At 63.6% G+C, this 17,023-nt stretch carries 13 protein-coding genes; 6 read left to right on the plus strand and 7 right to left on the minus strand.

What is annotated here, in order from left to right; all coding sequences use genetic code 11:
- Positions 1 to 6: 6 nt before the first annotated feature.
- Both purN and purM read right to left on the minus strand, forming a co-directional pair.
- Entirely contained in the window at positions 7 to 672 is a 666-nt protein-coding gene (gene purN / locus N181_RS07080; RefSeq protein ID WP_014327867.1) for a phosphoribosylglycinamide formyltransferase, read from the minus strand.
- Positions 669 to 1,739 carry a phosphoribosylformylglycinamidine cyclo-ligase gene (gene purM / locus N181_RS07085; protein ID WP_014327868.1) on the minus strand — a complete coding sequence of 357 codons (1,071 nt, stop codon included), beginning with the start codon at positions 1,737 to 1,739 and terminating at the stop codon, positions 669 to 671. Before purM ends, purN begins: the two co-directional genes overlap by 4 nt.
- A 238-nt stretch (positions 1,740 to 1,977) precedes the next feature.
- Between purM and N181_RS07090 the strand changes: the two genes are divergently transcribed.
- The 4 genes from N181_RS07090 to ppx all read left to right on the plus strand — a co-directional run bounded on the left by N181_RS07090 (position 1,978) and on the right by ppx (position 7,603).
- A complete protein-coding gene (locus N181_RS07090; RefSeq protein WP_014327869.1) occupies positions 1,978 to 3,144 on the plus strand; it encodes an AI-2E family transporter in 1,167 nt (388 codons plus the stop codon).
- Positions 3,128 to 3,817, plus strand: a complete 690-nt coding sequence (gene hdaA, locus N181_RS07095; RefSeq protein WP_014327870.1) for a DnaA regulatory inactivator HdaA — start codon at positions 3,128 to 3,130, stop codon at positions 3,815 to 3,817. Before N181_RS07090 ends, hdaA begins: the two co-directional genes overlap by 17 nt.
- Before the next feature lie 64 nt (positions 3,818 to 3,881).
- Positions 3,882 to 6,068: an RNA degradosome polyphosphate kinase gene (locus N181_RS07100; protein ID WP_086018579.1), complete on the plus strand. Its 2,187-nt coding sequence runs from the start codon at positions 3,882 to 3,884 to the stop codon at positions 6,066 to 6,068.
- An 11-nt stretch (positions 6,069 to 6,079) separates the two neighbouring features.
- Entirely contained in the window at positions 6,080 to 7,603 is a 1,524-nt protein-coding gene (gene ppx / locus N181_RS07105; protein WP_037391105.1) for an exopolyphosphatase, read from the plus strand.
- Between the two features lie 61 nt (positions 7,604 to 7,664).
- On the opposite strand, the gene N181_RS07110 is transcribed toward ppx, so the two are convergent.
- Positions 7,665 to 9,023 carry an esterase-like activity of phytase family protein gene (locus N181_RS07110; protein WP_050999851.1) on the minus strand — a complete coding sequence of 453 codons (1,359 nt, stop codon included), beginning with the start codon at positions 9,021 to 9,023 and terminating at the stop codon, positions 7,665 to 7,667.
- A 198-nt stretch (positions 9,024 to 9,221) separates the two neighbouring features.
- Here N181_RS07110 and N181_RS07115 point away from each other — a divergent pair, with 198 nt between their 5' ends.
- The gene (locus N181_RS07115) at positions 9,222 to 9,629 is read left to right on the plus strand and encodes a DUF2000 family protein (RefSeq protein WP_037391128.1); all 408 of its coding nucleotides are present in this window, start codon (positions 9,222 to 9,224) and stop codon (positions 9,627 to 9,629) included.
- Positions 9,630 to 9,663: 34 nt separating this feature from the next.
- On the opposite strand, the gene N181_RS07120 is transcribed toward N181_RS07115, so the two are convergent.
- From N181_RS07120 to N181_RS07135, 4 genes are all read right to left on the minus strand, one after another.
- Positions 9,664 to 10,731 carry an adenylate/guanylate cyclase domain-containing protein gene (locus N181_RS07120; protein WP_014327877.1) on the minus strand — a complete coding sequence of 356 codons (1,068 nt, stop codon included), beginning with the start codon at positions 10,729 to 10,731 and terminating at the stop codon, positions 9,664 to 9,666.
- 204 nt (positions 10,732 to 10,935) lie between these two features.
- Complete coding sequence (gene rnd / locus N181_RS07125; protein ID WP_037391103.1) at positions 10,936 to 12,087, minus strand: ribonuclease D; 1,152 nt, start codon at positions 12,085 to 12,087, stop codon at positions 10,936 to 10,938.
- Positions 12,088 to 12,167: 80 nt separating this feature from the next.
- Entirely contained in the window at positions 12,168 to 13,568 is a 1,401-nt protein-coding gene (locus tag N181_RS07130) for a multicopper oxidase family protein (protein ID WP_037391101.1), read from the minus strand.
- 74 nt (positions 13,569 to 13,642) lie between these two features.
- Complete coding sequence (locus N181_RS07135; RefSeq protein WP_037391126.1) at positions 13,643 to 14,938, minus strand: MFS transporter; 1,296 nt, start codon at positions 14,936 to 14,938, stop codon at positions 13,643 to 13,645.
- Between the two features lie 286 nt (positions 14,939 to 15,224).
- On the opposite strand from N181_RS07135, the gene aspS reads away from it, so the two are divergent.
- On the plus strand, positions 15,225 to 17,012 hold the full coding sequence (gene aspS, locus N181_RS07140; RefSeq protein WP_037391125.1) for an aspartate--tRNA ligase: 1,788 nt from the start codon (positions 15,225 to 15,227) through the stop codon (positions 17,010 to 17,012).
- Positions 17,013 to 17,023: the final 11 nt, after the last annotated feature.

Raw genomic sequence — 17,023 nt, forward strand, 5'->3', positions numbered from 1 at the left:
CTGGTATCAGATGGCCGGAGAAATGAGCGTGCCCGAGGCTTCCCCGACCGCATGGCTGACGGCGCGCCCCTCTTTCATTTCCACCTGGCCCTCGGCGACCAGCCTGAGCGCCAGCGGATAGGTCTTGTGCTCCACCGTCAGGACGCGCGCGGCGAGTGTCTCGGGCGTGTCGCCGGCAAGGATCGGAACGGCGGCTTGGGCGATGATCGGGCCGTCGTCCATGGCTTCGGTTACGAAATGCACGCTGCAACCGGCGAGCTTCATGCCCGCCTCGAGCGCGCGCTGATGCGTATTGAGCCCCGGGAAGAGCGGCAGCAGTGACGGATGGATGTTGAGGATCCGGCCTTCGTGGCGCTGGATGAAGGCTGCGGACAGCAGGCGCATATAACCGGCAAGGCAGATGATGTCCGGCTGGAGCCGGTCGAGTTCCGCGAGGATCGCCGCCTCGTGCGCTTCCTTGCTTTGAAAGTCCCTGCGCACGAATGAGGATGTCGCGATGCCGAGCGCTGCCGCCTTGGCGAGGCCGCCGGCCTCCGCCTTGTCGGAAATGACAGCGATGATCTCGGCGGGGAAATCCGGATCAGTCGCAGTCGACACCAGCGAGAGCATATTGGAGCCGCCGCCCGAGATGAAGACGACGACCCTTTTCTTTGCGCCTGCGGTCACGCTCATAGGGCGAGGCTGCCCTTGTATATCGTGCCGGCAGCACCCTCGTCGCGCGCCACTATGCGGCCGAGTGTGAAGACCGTCTCGCCTTCGCCGGCCAGAACCGTCGCGACCTTGTCGGCTTCCGCCGCCGGAACGACGGCAATCATCCCGACGCCGCAATTGAAGGTGCGCAGCATCTCGTTGGCGGCGACGCCGCCGGTTTTCGCCAGCCAGGAGAACACGGCCGGAGGCTTGACCGCGTCGAGGTCGATCTCGGCGGCGAGATGCTTCGGCAGTACGCGCGGAATATTCTCGGGGAAGCCGCCGCCGGTGATGTGCGCCAGCGCCTTGATCGCGCCGGTCGCGCGGATCGCTTTCAGAAGCGGCTTCACGTAGATGCGGGTCGGGGTCATCAAGAGGTCGGCAAGCGTACCTTCGCCGAAGGGTGCCGGAGCATCCCAGGCGAGACCCGAGAGGGCGACGATCTTGCGCACCAGCGAATAGCCGTTCGAGTGGACGCCGGAGGAGGCGAGGCCGAGGATGACGTCGCCCTCGGCAATGTCGCCCGCCGGGAGAAGCTGTCCGCGCTCGGCCGCGCCGACGGCAAAGCCGGCAAGATCATAGTCGCCGCCGGAATACATGCCGGGCATTTCGGCCGTCTCGCCGCCGATCAGCGCACAGCCCGCCTCGCGGCAGCCGGCGGCGATGCCGGCGACGATCGCCGCGCCCTGGTCCGGGTCGAGCTTGCCGGTGGCGAAATAGTCGAGGAAGAACAAGGGCTCGGCGCCCTGCACGACGAGGTCGTTGACGCACATGGCGACGAGGTCGATGCCGACGGTGTCGTGCTTGTTCGCATCGATGGCGATCTTGAGCTTGGTGCCGACGCCGTCATTGGCGGCGACCAGCACCGGATCGGTGAAGCCGGCCGCCTTGAGATCGAAGAGTCCGCCGAAGCCGCCGATCTCGCCGTCGGCGCCGGGACGCCGGGTCGAGCGCACATGCGGCTTGATCTTCTCGACCATCAGGTTGCCGGCATCGATATCCACACCCGCGTCGCTATAGGTGAGGCCGTTCTTTCCCGACTGGCTCATGCTCGTTCTCCAAAGCTCGTCGTATTTTGCGGATGCGATTGGCACGGTAAGCTGAGGAGTGCAAGCGGAGAGGCCGGGCCTCGCGGCTTTTTTCACGTTTTTGCCTCCGCTTCATCGCCTTCAGGCGCCAAGCGAGCGGATTGAAGGGCGTCGGGCTTGACCTGCGCGCGCACCGCACCCTATCTCGTCGGACGAAAGACGAGGGGCGCGACGCGCCGGACGCGTGACGGGGAACACCATGGGCAATCGGATCAGCGGTTTCGGACTTCAGCGCCAGATCTTCTTCTGGCTGCTTGTGCTCGCCGCCTTCATTGCCTTTCTGATGGTGTTCAGCTCCATCCTCCTGCCGTTCCTCGCCGGCATGGCGCTTGCCTATTTCCTTGATCCCGTCGCCGACCGGCTGCAACGCCTCGGCCTCACCCGCCTGATGGCGACGATCGCCATTCTCGTTGCCTTCATCGTCCTCTTTGCGCTGTCGCTGATCATCGTCATCCCGCTGATTTTCACGCAAGCCGCCGACTTCATCCAGAAGATGCCCGGCTATGTCGCGAGGCTCCAGGCCTTTGTGGCGGACACCACCCAGTCGACGCTGGTGCCTGACTGGCTCGAGGCTCAAATGGCGGCAATCAAGGAGAATTCGGCCAAGCTCCTCGAGCAGGGTGCCACCTTTCTCGGCACCTTGTTCCAGCAGCTCTGGAATTCCGGCATGGCGCTGCTGGACATCCTGTCGCTCTTCATCATCACACCGGTCGTCGCCTTCTATCTGCTGCTCGACTGGGATCGCATGGTTCAGAAAGTCGATAGCTGGGTGCCGCGCGACCATGTCGACGTCGTGCGCCAGATCGCCCGCGACATGAACGCGACGATTGCCGGCTTCGTGCGCGGCCAGGGATCCCTTTGCGTCATTCTCGGCCTCTACTACGCGATCGGCCTGTCGCTCGTCGGGCTCAATTTCGGCCTGCTGATCGGTTTCTTTGCCGGCATGATCAGCTTCATCCCCTATGTCGGATCGCTGGTCGGCCTCGTGCTTGCCGTCGGCGTGGCGGTCGTCCAGTTCTGGCCCGACTACATCTGGATCCTGCTCGTCCTTGCCGTCTTCTTCACCGGCCAGTTTCTCGAAGGCAACATTCTCCAGCCGAAACTGGTCGGCAAAAGCGTCGGTCTCCATCCCGTCTGGCTAATGTTCGCACTGCTGGCCTTCGGCGCGCTGTTCGGTTTCGTCGGCCTCCTCGTCGCCGTGCCGGCGGCCGCGGCGATCGGCGTCCTTGTTCGTTTCGGTATCCAGCGGTACCTTGATAGCGACCTCTACCACGGGCATAGGACGGCCGCGAACCAGCAGTCGGAGGGTCAGGAGCCCGACCGACAGATGCCATCCCCCAGAGCAAAGCATGACAAGACGCCCTAACGAACAACTGCCGCTCGTCTTCGGCCATGACCCGGCAACCGGCCGGGAGGATTTGCTCGTTTCCGATCGCCTCAGCGCAGCCATTGCGATTGTCGATCACTGGCCGGAGTGGCCGTCTCCGATCGTTATCATCGCCGGACCGGTCGGCTCGGGGAAGTCGCACCTCGCCAACATCTGGCGCGAAAGGTCGGACGCGGTGGCAATCCACCCCGTCGCCGGCTCGAATGCCGCCGACATCGCCGCCTTCAAGCCGGTGCTCTTCGAGGACGTCGACCGGCAGGGTTTCGACGACACGGCGCTCTTCCATGTCATCAACAGCGTCCGGCAAAACGGGACGGCGCTTCTGATGACCTCGCGGCTATGGCCGATGTCCTGGGCGGTAACGCTTCCGGATCTCAAGTCCCGGCTGAAGGCGGCGACCGTCGTCGAGATCGGCGAACCGGACGACGAACTCCTGACGCAGGTGCTCTTCAAGCTTTTCGCCGATCGCCAGTTGCTCGTCGACGAGCGTTTCGTGGCCTATATAGTCAATCGGATGGAGCGATCGCTTGAGGCGGCGCAGACGCTCGTTGAGCGAATGGATCATCTGGCGCTCGCGCGCGGCACGCGGCTGACGCGTGCCCTTGCGGCGGAAGTCTTGGAAGAACTTGCAAATGCCCGTCGGTCCGATTGACTGTCACAGAACCGTCGTCAAACTGGGATAGCTCGTTCATCCGGAGCAATGGGGTCTGATGGGAATGGATAACGCGACGTCTGCAATCACCGAACAAAAGGCGCCTGCGGAGCAACTTGATCTTCTCACGAGCCCGGAGCGCTTCATCAACCGCGAGTTCTCGTGGCTTCAGTTCAACCGCCGGGTGCTCGAGGAAACGCTGAACACCGCGCATCCGCTCCTGGAACGCGTCCGCTTCCTGTCGATTTCCGCCGCCAACCTTGACGAATTCTTCATGGTTCGTGTCGCCGGCCTCGAGGGCCAGGTGCGCTCCGGCGTGTCATTGCGCAGTCCCGACGGCAAGACGCCGGTCGAACAGCTCGACGAGATCCTCAAGGAGATCGACAATCTCCAGATGGAGCAGCAGGCCTCGCTCGCCGTCCTGCAGCAGTATCTCGCCAAGGAGGACATCCTCATCGTTCGGCCAGCCTCCCTGTCCGCCCAGGACAGAAGCTGGCTTGCCAATGAATTCAACCAGTCGATCTTCCCGGTGCTGACGCCGCTATCGATCGATCCGGCGCATCCGTTCCCGTTCATCCCGAATCTCGGCTTCTCGATGGGCCTGCAGCTCGTCAGCAAGACCGGCCGCGAGCCGATGACGGCGCTGTTGCGCCTGCCGGTGGCGCTTGACCGGTTCGTCCGCCTGCCGGACGTCAAGAACGTCATCCGCTACTTCACCCTCGAAGATGTCGTCGGGCAGTTCATCGACCGCCTGTTCCCGGGCTATGAGGTTCAGGGGTCCGGTACGTTCCGCATCATCCGCGACAGCGATATCGAGGTCGAGGAAGAGGCCGAAGACCTGGTGCGCCTGTTCGAGACGGCCTTGAAGCGCCGCCGCCGCGGGTCGGTGATCCGCATCGAGACCGACTCCGAAATGCCCGCTTCGCTCCGCCAGTTCGTCGTCCACGAGCTCGGCGTTCCCGACAACCGCGTCGCCGTGCTGCCCGGGCTTCTCGCCCTCAACACGCTTTCCGAAATCACCAAGGCGCCGCGCGAGGATCTGCGTTTCGAGCCCTATAATCCGCGTTTCCCGGAACGCGTTCGCGAGCATGGCGGCGACTGCCTCGCCGCGATCCGCGAGAAGGACATGGTGGTCCACCATCCCTACGAGTCCTTCGACGTCGTGGTGCAGTTCCTGCTGCAGGCGGCGCGTGATCCCGACGTGCTGGCGATCAAGCAGACGCTCTACCGTACCTCCAACGACAGCCCGATCGTGCGCGCCCTGGTCGACGCCGCCGAGGCGGGCAAGTCGGTGACCGCGCTCGTCGAACTGAAGGCCCGGTTCGACGAGGAGGCGAACATCCGCTGGGCGCGCGACCTCGAGCGCGCCGGCGTCCAGGTGGTCTTCGGTTTCATCGAACTGAAGACGCACTCGAAAATGTCGATGGTCGTTCGCCGCGAGGAAGGCAAGCTCAGGACCTATTGCCATCTCGGCACTGGCAACTATCACCCGGTCACGGCGAAGATCTATACTGACCTGTCCTTCTTCACCTGCAATCCGGTGATCGCCCACGACATGGCGAACATCTTCAACTTCATCACCGGCTATGGCGAGCCGGAGGCGGGAATGAAGCTCGCCGTCTCGCCGCATACGATGCGTCCGCGCATCCTCAAGCACATCGACGAAGAGATTGCGCATGCCGAGGCGGGCCGGCCAGCGGCGATCTGGATGAAGATGAACTCGCTCGTCGACCCGGAAATCATCGACGCCCTCTACAAGGCCAGCCGTGCCGGCGTCGAGATCGACCTCGTGGTGCGCGGCATCTGCTGCCTGCGTCCGCAGGTGCCGGGCCTCTCCGACAACATCCGTGTCAAGTCCATCGTCGGCCGCTTCCTCGAGCATTCCCGGATATTCTGCTTCGGCAACGGCCACGGCCTGCCTTCGGAAAATGCGCTTGTTTATATCGGTTCGGCGGATATGATGCCGCGCAATCTGGATCGGCGGGTCGAGACGCTCGTGCCTCTCATCAACCGGACTGTGCACGAACAGGTAATTTCGCAGATCATGCTGGGCAATCTCATCGACAACCAGCAGAGCTACGAGATTCTTCCGGACGGCACGTCGCGCCGCATGGAAGTCGGCAAGGACACCGAGCCGTTCAACGCGCAGCATTATTTCATGACCAATCCCAGCCTCTCGGGCCGGGGTGAGGCTCTGAAGTCCAGTGCACCGAAGCTGATTGCCGGCTGGAAAAGCGGTTGGCGCAAGTAAACTGGAATCGCATGGTCGAATCTGAAGCGCAGGGGCGTCTGCCCGGCATCCGCCCGGTGTCCGTCGTGGACATCGGCTCAAACTCCATTCGCCTCGTGGTCTACGAGGGGCTCAGTCGAGCCCCCGCGGTGCTCTTCAATGAAAAGGTGATGTGCGGGCTCGGCAAGGGGATCGACGCGACCGGCCGGATGGAGGAGGAGAGCGTCCAGAGGGCGCTGAAGGCGCTGCACCGCTTTCGTGCGCTGTCCGACCAGGCGCGTGCCACGCAAACCTATGTGCTGGCAACCGCCGCCGCGCGCGAGGCTTCGAACGGCGCAGCCTTCATCGAGAAGGCGGAAGCCATCCTTGACCAGAGGGTTCGCATCCTGACCGGCGAGGAGGAGGCCTATTACTCGGCCATGGGCGTCGTCAGCGGCTACCACGATCCGGATGGCGTCGTCGGCGACCTCGGCGGCGGTTCGCTCGAACTGGTCGACGTCGAGGGCCGGCGGATCGGCAACGGGATAACCCTGCCGCTCGGCGGCATCCGCCTCTTCGAGCACAGCAATGGATCCTTGAGCCGGGCGCGCACGTGGGTGCGGAAGTTCATGAAGGGGGCGGATGTCCTGAGGCGCGGTACCGGGCGCACTTTCTACGCCGTCGGCGGTACCTGGCGCTCGATTGCCAAGCTGCAGATGGAAGCGCGCGACTACCCGCTGCACATGATGCAGGGCTACGAGATCTCCTATGAGGAGGCGATGGCGATCCTCGCCGAGGTGATAGAGCCCAAGGTCCTGAAGCCGTCGGCCTTTGCGACGATATCCAAGAGCCGTCGCAGCCTCTTGCCGTTCGGCGCCGTGACGATGCAGGAGGCGATCTCCATCATGAAACCGGAACGCATCTCGTTTTCCGCGCTCGGTGTTCGCGAAGGCTACCTCTACTCGCTGCTTTCCAACGAGGAACGCCTGCAGGACCCGTTGCTCACCGCAGCCGACGAGATCGCCATCCTGCGCGCCCGTTCCCCGGAACATGCCCGCGAACTTGCCGAATGGACCGGCCGCATGGTGCCGCATTTCGGCATCGTGGAAACGGACGAGGAGAGCCGTTACCGGCAGGCGGCCTGCCTGCTGGCGGACATCAGCTGGCGCGCGCATCCGGACTATCGCGGCCTGCAGGCGCTGAACATCATCGCCCACTCGGCCTTCACGGGGATCACCCATGCCGGCCGGGCCTATATCGCGCTCGCCAACTACTATCGTTTCGAGGGGCTCAACGACGACGGCGCCACCAGCCCTCTCGCCGGCATCACGACGCCGCGCCTGCTGGAACTGGCGAAGCTGCTCGGCGGCCTGTTGCGGGTTGCCTATCAATTCTCCGCCTCCATGCCGGGTGTCGCCCGCCATCTCACCCTCAGACCATCGACGCGACCGGATGTCGATCTCGAATTCGTCGTGCCCGCGGCCTATCTCGATTTCGAAGGCGAACGCCTCGATGGCCGCCTGCAGCAACTGAGCCGTCTGACGGGCAAGAAACTCGCTTTCCACTTCGAGCGCTGAGCGCCGCCGCCCATTGGGCGGTAGCGGTCGCGCGCGGATGTCCACGCGCGACCGTTTGGGCCTATTCGGCCTTGAGGAATTCGCTGACGTCGAGCAGCACGAATTCATTGTCGTCCGCCTTGTCGAGCGCGCGCCCGGCGGAGAAGGGCAGATTGTTGTCGTTGCCGACGACGATATGCGTGTCGTCCACCCGATCGACGTTCTCAATCGTCACGAAGGGCATGTCGTAGTAGCCGTCGCCGCCGCCCTGGCGCTTCCGGTTGTCCGGATCGGCGACCTTCAGGAGATCGATGTAGCCGATCTTTCGCACCGCCTTGCCGACGTTTTCCTCGGTCATCTCGATCTTGTAGATGCGCTTCAGCTTCGATCCGACCGCAAAGCAATCGGGCTTGGGTTCCTTGGGGTCGGCACAGGCCTTGTCGACGGCGCCGGCGCCGTTGTCGCGTTCGATCACCAGCGCCGTCTTTTCGTCGAGCATGTTGAAGTCGCCGATCGCCTCGCCGCCTTCGGCGAGCGGATAGAGCCAACTGCGCCCGGTCCAGTCCTTGCTTGCAGCATCGAGCTCGACGATGCGGAGCGCCGGACGGCCTTCCGCCTGCTCGACCGATTCACTGTCGATCCAGAGAGCCCCTTCGAGCAGACCGTAGAGCTTGGTGCCGTCCTTGGACAGCGCCAGACCTTCATAGCCACCGGAGCGCTTGAGGTTGAAGGCCGGGGTCTTCTTGGATGGGTCCGCCTGCAGAGCCAGCGTCGGATTGTCCGGCGAGAGCACCGGCTTGCCATCCACCAGCGTTGGGATGACGTCGGTGAGCTTGCCGCTCGTGTCGAATTTCAGGACATAGGGACCGAATTCTTCGCCGACCCAGAAACCGTCGGCGACCGGCTGGATCGACTCGACGTCGAAATCCCCGCCGGTCAGATAGCGGCTCGTGGAGCCTTCCATGACGATCGGGAAGGGAGCCTTGCGGTCGGGATCGGACAGGAAGACGGTTTCCAGGGCTTGGACCTTGCCTGCGTCCCAGTCGATCTTCACGTGATGAAGCATCAGCATGGCGTCGGTCGAATTGAGCTTGTTGCCGAAGCCGTTGTCCGAAAGGCTCCAGAAGGTGCCGTCCGGCATCGCCTTGATACCGGAAAAGCCTTGCATCGGCTGGCCGTTGAAGGGGAGCGACAGCCCGGTCGGCCGAACGCCGTCCTTGCCCGGCACGCTGCCCAGTTCCTGGGCACGCTTGCGGTCGGCGGTCGAGAACTTGCCGGAGGTCTTGAGGTAGTCGGCCGCATCCGCCGGCGCGGCGATGATGGTATTGGCCGGAAGGATCGCATGCGCCTTCAGCGTCGCCGGAAAGGCCCTCTCCTCGGCGAGCGCGCTCGTCGACATCAAAAGCGTCAGCGTCACGCCGGCAAGAAACGATTTCGTCATGAAGTTCACCCTGGGTTGGAGATCGGCACCGATCCCCGATAGGCGGCTTTGATGACGCTTGCTTGATGCTTGTTTGACAGCCCCGTGAAGCTTTGATGACAGCGGCAAGCCGTCCCGGCGCCGTGCACGAATGTTCAAGATCGGCGGCGATTTCCCGCGGTAAGCTGGCAGTCGTTGGCGGAGATCGGATTGCTCATCATGTTCGAGACGAAATTTGCGATAGCCCTGCGCGATGACCTTGCCCAATGGCAGAAGCTGAATGTCACCGCCTTCCTGGCGACGGGCATTGCCGGGCAGAGGCCGGAGATCATCGGCGAGCCCTATCGCGACGCAGCGGGCAATGTTTACAATGCCTTGAGCATCCAGCCGATCATCGTGCTTTCGGCGGACGCCGCGACATTGAGCAATATCCAGAGACGCGCGCTCGAACGCAATATTCGAATCTCGCTCTATGTCGACGGCATGTTCTCGACCGGTCACGATCGTGCCAACCGCGAGGTTTTCTCACGGTCCGGACCGGACGAGGCCGCCATCGCGGGGATCGCCATCCATGCTGAACGGAAGCTCGTCGACAAGATCACTAAGGGCGCGAAACTGCACGGCTAGAATTGCGCTCGGGAGGAAAGGCGCGGAACATTCCTCATCCCGAGTGATCTGCCGTCGCAATTTCGATCCGCGAATTAGGCAAGGGCGGGCCGCCGGCGTGAAGCGCGAAGACGCCGAGCTTCTGGCCACGCCCCTTGACCTCGTGCTCGCCGAGGTCTTCGCTTTTGACGAAAGCGGGCAGGCGCAAGCGACGCAGCAGGTCGGCGGAAATCAGCACCTGCCGGTCGAGCGTCCGGCAGAGGCCTTCGAGACGCGCCGTCGTGTTCACGGTGTCGCCGAAATAGGTGATCTTGTGCCGGTCGACGCCGATTTCCGCGGCGACGATCGTTCCGCCGTGGAGCGCGGCGCGCAGCCGCGGCACTTCGCCGTAAACCTTGCGCCAGCGGGCCGCGGACGCTTCGACCTGGTCGAGAATGTCGAAGACGCAGCGAATGCAGGCGGCGTCCGCCACGGCGCGATCGAAGGACCAGGTGATGACTGCGGCGTCGCCGATATAGTCGTCGATGGATCCGCGATAGCGCAGGACCGGATCGGCGACCTCGGCAAACAGCTTTCCGAGATATTCCTGCATCTTGAGGTCGCCGAAGCGCTCGGCGTAGGAGGTCGAGCCGGCGACATCGACAAACAGGAAGACGCGTTCCTCCTGCACTGGCTTGCGGTAGCGTCCCGTCAGCAGGCTCAGGAACACGTCGCGGCCGAGCAGTTCCCGCACCCGCAGGACAAAAATAATGGGACCGGAAACGACGAGCGCATAGATGAGCGCATTGAAGGACGGCACCATCGCGTCGCTCCAGGACTGCTGCAGCACGCCGGTCAGTTTCAGCGCCATCCCCGCCGCGACAAAGCCAAGATTTTCGACCGCGAAATACACGGCGACCGATGACAGAAGGAAGGCAGGCGTCGGAAAGCTGTGGATCGTCCGATAAAGGCGCCGGAGGATGATGTGTCGTTCGAAGGCAAGGACCGGCATGCAGATAAAGACCGCATAGGTCGCGCCGATCAGCGCACCGTCGCCATAGACGACCCAGGCATAGGCCACGCCACTACCGGCGACCACCAGAAGCAACAGGATGAACTCGAGCGTGGAAAATCTCCAGCGCATGCGCGATGGCCCCGAAAATCGAAAATACCGAAAGGATAGCCGCGACTTGGACAACCCATCCGCAGCGATGCGAACATCTGATCTTCGGCCTACAGCGCCGCGCGCCTTATCGGGCGCGCAAAGGTCGCTGTAGCGTCGGACCAGCTTTCGATTCGTCTGGCTAAGGCCGGATTCGGGCGGAAAGGTGTTGGCAGCCGCGGTCGTTCAACCGGGGATTTCCACTGCCTCGATCTTCTTTCCGACAAACCGAAGTGCCACTTCGCCATTGATGAGCTTCAGCGCCATGTCGCCGAACAGCTCCCGGCGCCAGCCTTTCAGCGCCGCGACGTCGGCCTTTTCGCCTTCGGCGGCGATCCGGTCGAGATCGTCGCTGCTGGCGATGATCTTGGCCGCCACGCCCTCCTTCTCGGAGATGAGCTTCAAGAGCACCTTGAGCATCTCGCCCGCTGCGGCCGCCCCCTCCGGTGTGTGATTCTGGCGGGGCAGGCGGGGCAGGTCGGTCTTCGGGATCGCCAGGGCCTCGGTCACCGCCTCGACGATCGCAGCGCCCGCGCTGGAGCGCTCCCAGCCCTTCGGAATGGTCCTCAGCCGGCCGAGCGCCTCCGCGTCCTTCGGCTGCTGCTGGGCAATCTCGTAGATCGCGTCGTCCTTGATGATTCGGCCGCGCGGCACGTTGCGCGCCCGCGCTTCGCGCTCGCGCCATGCGGCGATCTTCTGCAGAACCGCCAGTTCGATCGGCTTTCTGACGCGCATCTTCAGGCGCTGCCAGGCGTTCTCCGGATGAAGATCGTAGGTCTCGCGGCTTTCCAGAATTGCCATTTCCTCGGCGAGCCAGGAGGAGCGTCCTTCGCGTTCGAGCTCCGCTTTCAGGTAGTGGTAGATGTCCCTGAGATGCGTCACGTCGGCCAGCGCATATTCGAGCTGCTTGTCGCTGAGCGGCCGGCGGCTCCAGTCGGTGAAGCGCGACGACTTGTCGATCTGCTCATTCTTGATGCGACTGACGAGTTGGTCATAGGAAACGCTGTCGCCGAAACCGCAGACCATCGCCGCAACTTGCGTGTCGAAGAGCGGATGCGGAATGAGGTTGCCGAGATGGTGAATGATCTCGATGTCCTGGCGCGCCGCGTGGAAGACCTTGACGACGTCGGCGTTGGCCATCAGCGCGAAGAACGAAGCGAGGTCGATCCCCGGGGCCATCGGATCGACGATCACCGCCGTATCGGGGCCTGCCATCTGGATCAGGCAGAGTTCGGGCCAGAACGTCGTCTCGCGCAGAAATTCCGTATCGATCGTGATGTAGCTCGAGAGGGCCAGCTCTTGGCAGGCGGCCTCCAGTTCTGCTGTCGTCTGAATCATCGGGGCTTAATTCACTGTGGCGAAAATGAGGCTTGAACCTTCCCTCTATAGTTTCGCTGCGGTCGTCTCAATCGAAATTGTCAGATTATTCTGAAATATCCGGTCATTCCGGTCTTTTGATGTTCGATGATGTGGCAGTGGATCACCCAGTCGCCGGGATTGTCGGCAACAAGCGCCACCTCCGCCTGTTCGTCCGGCAGCAACAGGATCGTGTCGGTCGGCGGCGGCAGAAAGCTTCGCTTGTTCGAGCTCAGGATGCGGAAGCTCAAGCCATGCAGGTGGATAGGATGCGCGTGCGGGGTGCGGTTGGCGATTTCGAGCACATAACTTTTGCCGAGCTTCAATTCCTCGATCGGTGCAATCGGGTCGGGCGTGTCTCCCGACCACGGAACCTTGTTGAGCGCCCAGAAAGTGAAGCCGAGCGAACCGCAGACCGATGGTACCGCTTTGTGTTCGGCGGTCGCGGTGAGTTCGAGGGGAATCCGCTTCGCCGTCGAAAGGTCGGCTCTAGCGACCGGATTGGCGGGCAGGGGAGCGACGTCGCCAAGGTCTCGTTTCAGGGAAGGGCCGACCGCCTGGAGGCTTGCGATCGTCCATGGATTCGACCCGCGGAAGTTGCCGAGCGTCGCGCGCGCCCCTTCGCTGTCGGGCATGCGCATGACGAGATCGACGCGCTGCCCCGGCCCGATGTCGAGCCGATCGAGCAGGAACGGACGTTCGACCGGATTGCCATCGAGTGCGACCACCTTCGCCTCGGCGCCTTCAAGGCCGATCGTGTAGATGCGTGTTACGTCGGTCGCGGCGATCCTGACGCGAACGAGCCCGCCGGCCGGTGCGTCGTAAACGGGTTCCTGCTGCCAGTTCGCAGTTCTGACCGTTCCATAGGTGCCGCCGCGCGCCGCATCCCGCGGCTTGAAGGGGTCGATGTATTTCCCTCCGGCGCCCAGCCGCCAGTCACGAAGATTAAGGACGATTTCAGCGTCGAAAGTCGGGTCTGCCGGGTTCTCGACAACAATCAATCCGGTCAGGCCATGGCCCATCTGCGTCAGCGTGTTGCAATGGGGATGGTACCAGAAGGTGCCGGCGTCGGGCGGGGTGAAGAGATAGTCGAAGTGATCGCCGGGATAGACGTAAGGCTGGGTCATTTCCGGCACGCCGTCCATTGCATTGGCGATCCGCAAGCCGTGCCAATGGATCGTCGTCGGCTCATCGAGCCGGTTCATGAGCCTTGCCGCATAGGCCTCGCCCTTGCGCATCCGCAGGACCGGTGGCATGCCGGCATGGGTCGTTTCGCCGAGTCCGTATGTCATGACGGGCGTGACGCCATCGCCCGCAATCTGCGCCTTCGCGAGCTGCGCCGTGAGGAGCTGGGGTTCGGGAGCCGCCCCGGCGCGTGCGGCAAGTCCGGCACCGAGCGCAAATGCGCCGCCAAGTGCGGCCGAGCCCTGGAGGAAAGTGCGGCGGCTGAGCAGCGGCGTCATGACGTCCACATTCTAAAGGGGCCGAGCGGCTCACGGATGAGTCCGGCCCGCGGCGTTTCGGGAACGGCGCCGTTTTAAACCTGATCTTCGCGTTCAGCAATTCGATCGGATCGCGCATCTTGCCGCAGGCCCCGCCCAGCTTGATGCGGATGGCCGCCGCCGGCCAGCTTGTTGAAGAAGGACGACGTCCGCAGCAGGTTGCGGAACGGCATGGAGCGTTCCCCGGTGGGAACGGCCTCACGCGCCGTCATCCGCTGCAGCGTGTAGAGCATGAAGAGGAAAAGGACCGCCGCAGTATAGATGAAGAGTGCCCGCGGCCCGAAGAGGTCGAGCATGAAGGAGGCGAAGAGCGGCCCGATGATGGCGCCGAGCGACCAGAAGAACAGCATGCCGGCGGAAACCAGCGCGTGCTGCCCTTCGGCCGCGTGGTCATTGGCATGGGCCGAACAGAGCGAATAGAGCGGCATGGCGAAGGCGCCGAAGGCGAAGATGCCGGCGAAGTTCAGCCACTCGTCGCTGCCGGCGCCGAAGGCGAGGAAGAGCCCGGCAACAAGCGACCCGAAAGTGGCGATCAGGATGATCAGCCGGCGGTCGAACTGGTCCGAGTAGTGCCCGAGCGGATATTGCAGCACGACGCCGCCTATGATGCCGGCGCTCATGAACGTGGCAATCGCGGTCACCGACAGGCCGATCCCTTGCGCATAGATCGGTCCGAGCGACCGGAAGGCCGCGTTGGTGAGCCCGACGACGATGCAGCCGATCGTGGCGAGCGGCGAGATGTTCCAGAGCGCCTGGACGTCGAAGCGGATCGCTTCCGGCGCGACGGGGCTCGAGCGGTCGGCAAAGGAGATCGGCACGAGCGACAGCGTCAGCGCCATCGAGATGAAGGCGAAGAGCTCGAAGCCGCCGATTCCCACGCCCGGAATCAAGTATTGCGCGGCGGTCACCGAGCCGAGATCGACCAGCCGGTAGACCGACAGCGTACGCGCCCGGTTGGCATTGGTGACGCTGGCGTTCAACCAGCTTTCCACCGTTGCAAAGAGGCCGGCGAAGCAGATGCCGGCGACGAGCCGCATGAGGAACCAGAACCACGGTTCTATGACGAGCACCATGGCGATTGCCGCCGCCGAAGCGATTGCCGCCATGGCCGAGAAGGTGCGGATATGGCCGATGGCTCTGAGGATTCGGGTCACGTAGACGCAGCCGATCGCAAAGCCGACATTGTAGCCCGCACCGACGACGCCGATCAGCGATGTCGAAAAGCCTTCCTCGAGCGCCCGCAGGGATATGAAGGTGCCCTGCAATCCATTGCCGCCGATCAGAATGCCGGCGGTGAGGAGGAGGGGGATCAGCGGGCGAATCTGGGACATGGGCGCATCCGGCTTCACGGCGGCGACTCTTGGGGCGGGCGGTCCTTCCTGTTTAACGGGACGCCGTCGGTGGGGACAGTCGTGATTTGTGACCTTTTCCGGAATCTTGTGCGGTTGACGTCCGGCGCGGCGAAGATCTTCGGGGCGGAACTGCCGACGGGCGCGCGGGCGCGTCGCGGCCTTGACAAATCCGGCGCATCATGCGCTTTTCCGCCCGACTTTGGCTATGCCGCCGCGCCCGCCTTGGCGAGCCTCGCGCGGCCCTCTGCAATTCCAGGACCAGACGATGCACCGTTACCGCAGCCACACCTGTGCCGCACTCCGCAAGTCGGACGTCGGCTCCACCGTTCGCCTTTCCGGCTGGGTTCACCGCGTCCGCGACCATGGCGGCGTGCTGTTCATCGACCTGCGCGATCACTACGGCATGACCCAGGTCGTCGCCGATCCGGATTCGCCGGCCTTCAAGATGGCCGAGACCGTGCGCGGCGAGTGGGTCATCCGCGTCGACGGAACGGTAAAGGCTCGCACCGACGACACCGTCAACAAGAACATGCCGACCGGCGAGATCGAGCTTTATGCCGGCGAAATCGAAGTCCTCTCGGCCGCCAAGGAACTGCCGCTGCCGGTCTTCGGCGAGCCGGACTATCCGGAAGACGTGCGCCTCAAATATCGTTTCCTCGACCTTCGCCGCGAGACGCTGCACAGGAACATCGTCAAGCGCACCGAGGTCATTTCGGCCATGCGCCGGCGCATGAGCGACATCGGCTTCACCGAATATACGACGCCGATCCTGACGGCCTCGTCGCCGGAGGGCGCGCGCGACTTCCTCGTGCCGAGCCGCATTCATCCCGGCACCTTCTACGCGCTGCCGCAGGCGCCGCAGCAGTACAAGCAACTGCTGATGGTCGCAGGCTTCGACCGCTATTTCCAGATCGCCCCCTGCTTCCGCGACGAGGACCCGCGCGCCGACCGGCTGCCCGGTGAGTTCTACCAGCTCGACCTGGAAATGAGCTTCGTCGAGCAGGAAGACGTATGGGACACGATGGAGCCGATGATCCGCGCGATTTTCGCGGATTTCGCCGGCGGCAAGCCGGTCACCGACAAGTTCCCGCGCATCCCTTATGACACGGCGATCCGCAAATACGGTTCCGACAAGCCGGACCTTCGCAACCCGATCGAGATGCAGGAAGTCACCCAGCACTTCGCCGGCTCCGGCTTCAAGGTCTTCGCCAACATGATTGCCTCCAACCCGAAGGTGGAGATCTGGGCGATTCCGGCCAAGACCGGTGGCTCTCGCGCATTCTGCGACCGCATGAATGCCTGGGCCCAGGGCCAGGGGCAGCCCGGCCTCGGCTATATCTTCTGGCGCAAGGAAGGCGAGAAGCTCGAAGGCGCCGGCCCGCTTGCCAAGAACATCGGCGAGGAGCGCACCGATGCGATCCGCACGCAGCTCGGTCTCGAGGATGGTGATGCCTGCTTCTTCGTCGCCGGCGAGCCGGCCAAGTTCTACAAGTTCGCCGGCGAGGCTCGCACCAGGGCCGGCGAGGAGCTGAACCTCGTCGATCGCGACCGGTTCGAACTGTGCTGGATCGTCGACTTTCCGTTCTATGAGTGGAACGAGGACGAGAAGCGCGTCGACTTCGCCCACAACCCGTTCTCGATGCCGCAGGGCGGGCTCAAGGCGCTCTCGGGTGACGATCTTCTGTCGATCAAGGCCTTCCAGTACGACATGGTCTGCAACGGCTTCGAGATCGCATCGGGCTCGATCCGCAACCAGTCGCCGGAACTGATGGTCAAGGCCTTCGAGAACGTCGGCCTCAGCCAGGCCGACGTCGAAGAGCAGTTCGGTGGTCTCTACCGCGCCTTCCAGTACGGTGCCCCGCCGCATGGCGGCATGGCCTTCGGTATCGACCGCATCGTCATGCTGATCGTCGGCGCCAAGAACCTGCGCGAGATCTCGCTGTTCCCGATGAACCAGCAGGCCGTCGATCTGCTGATGGGCGCGCCGTCGCCGGCAACACCGGCGCAGCTGCGCGAGCTGGCGATCCGCCCGATCCCGCAGAAGAAGGACTGAGCTTCACGACA

Origin of the sequence: Sinorhizobium fredii USDA 205 (assembly GCF_001461695.1) — a bacterium.
Classification (GTDB): Bacteria; Pseudomonadota; Alphaproteobacteria; order Rhizobiales; family Rhizobiaceae; genus Sinorhizobium; species Sinorhizobium fredii.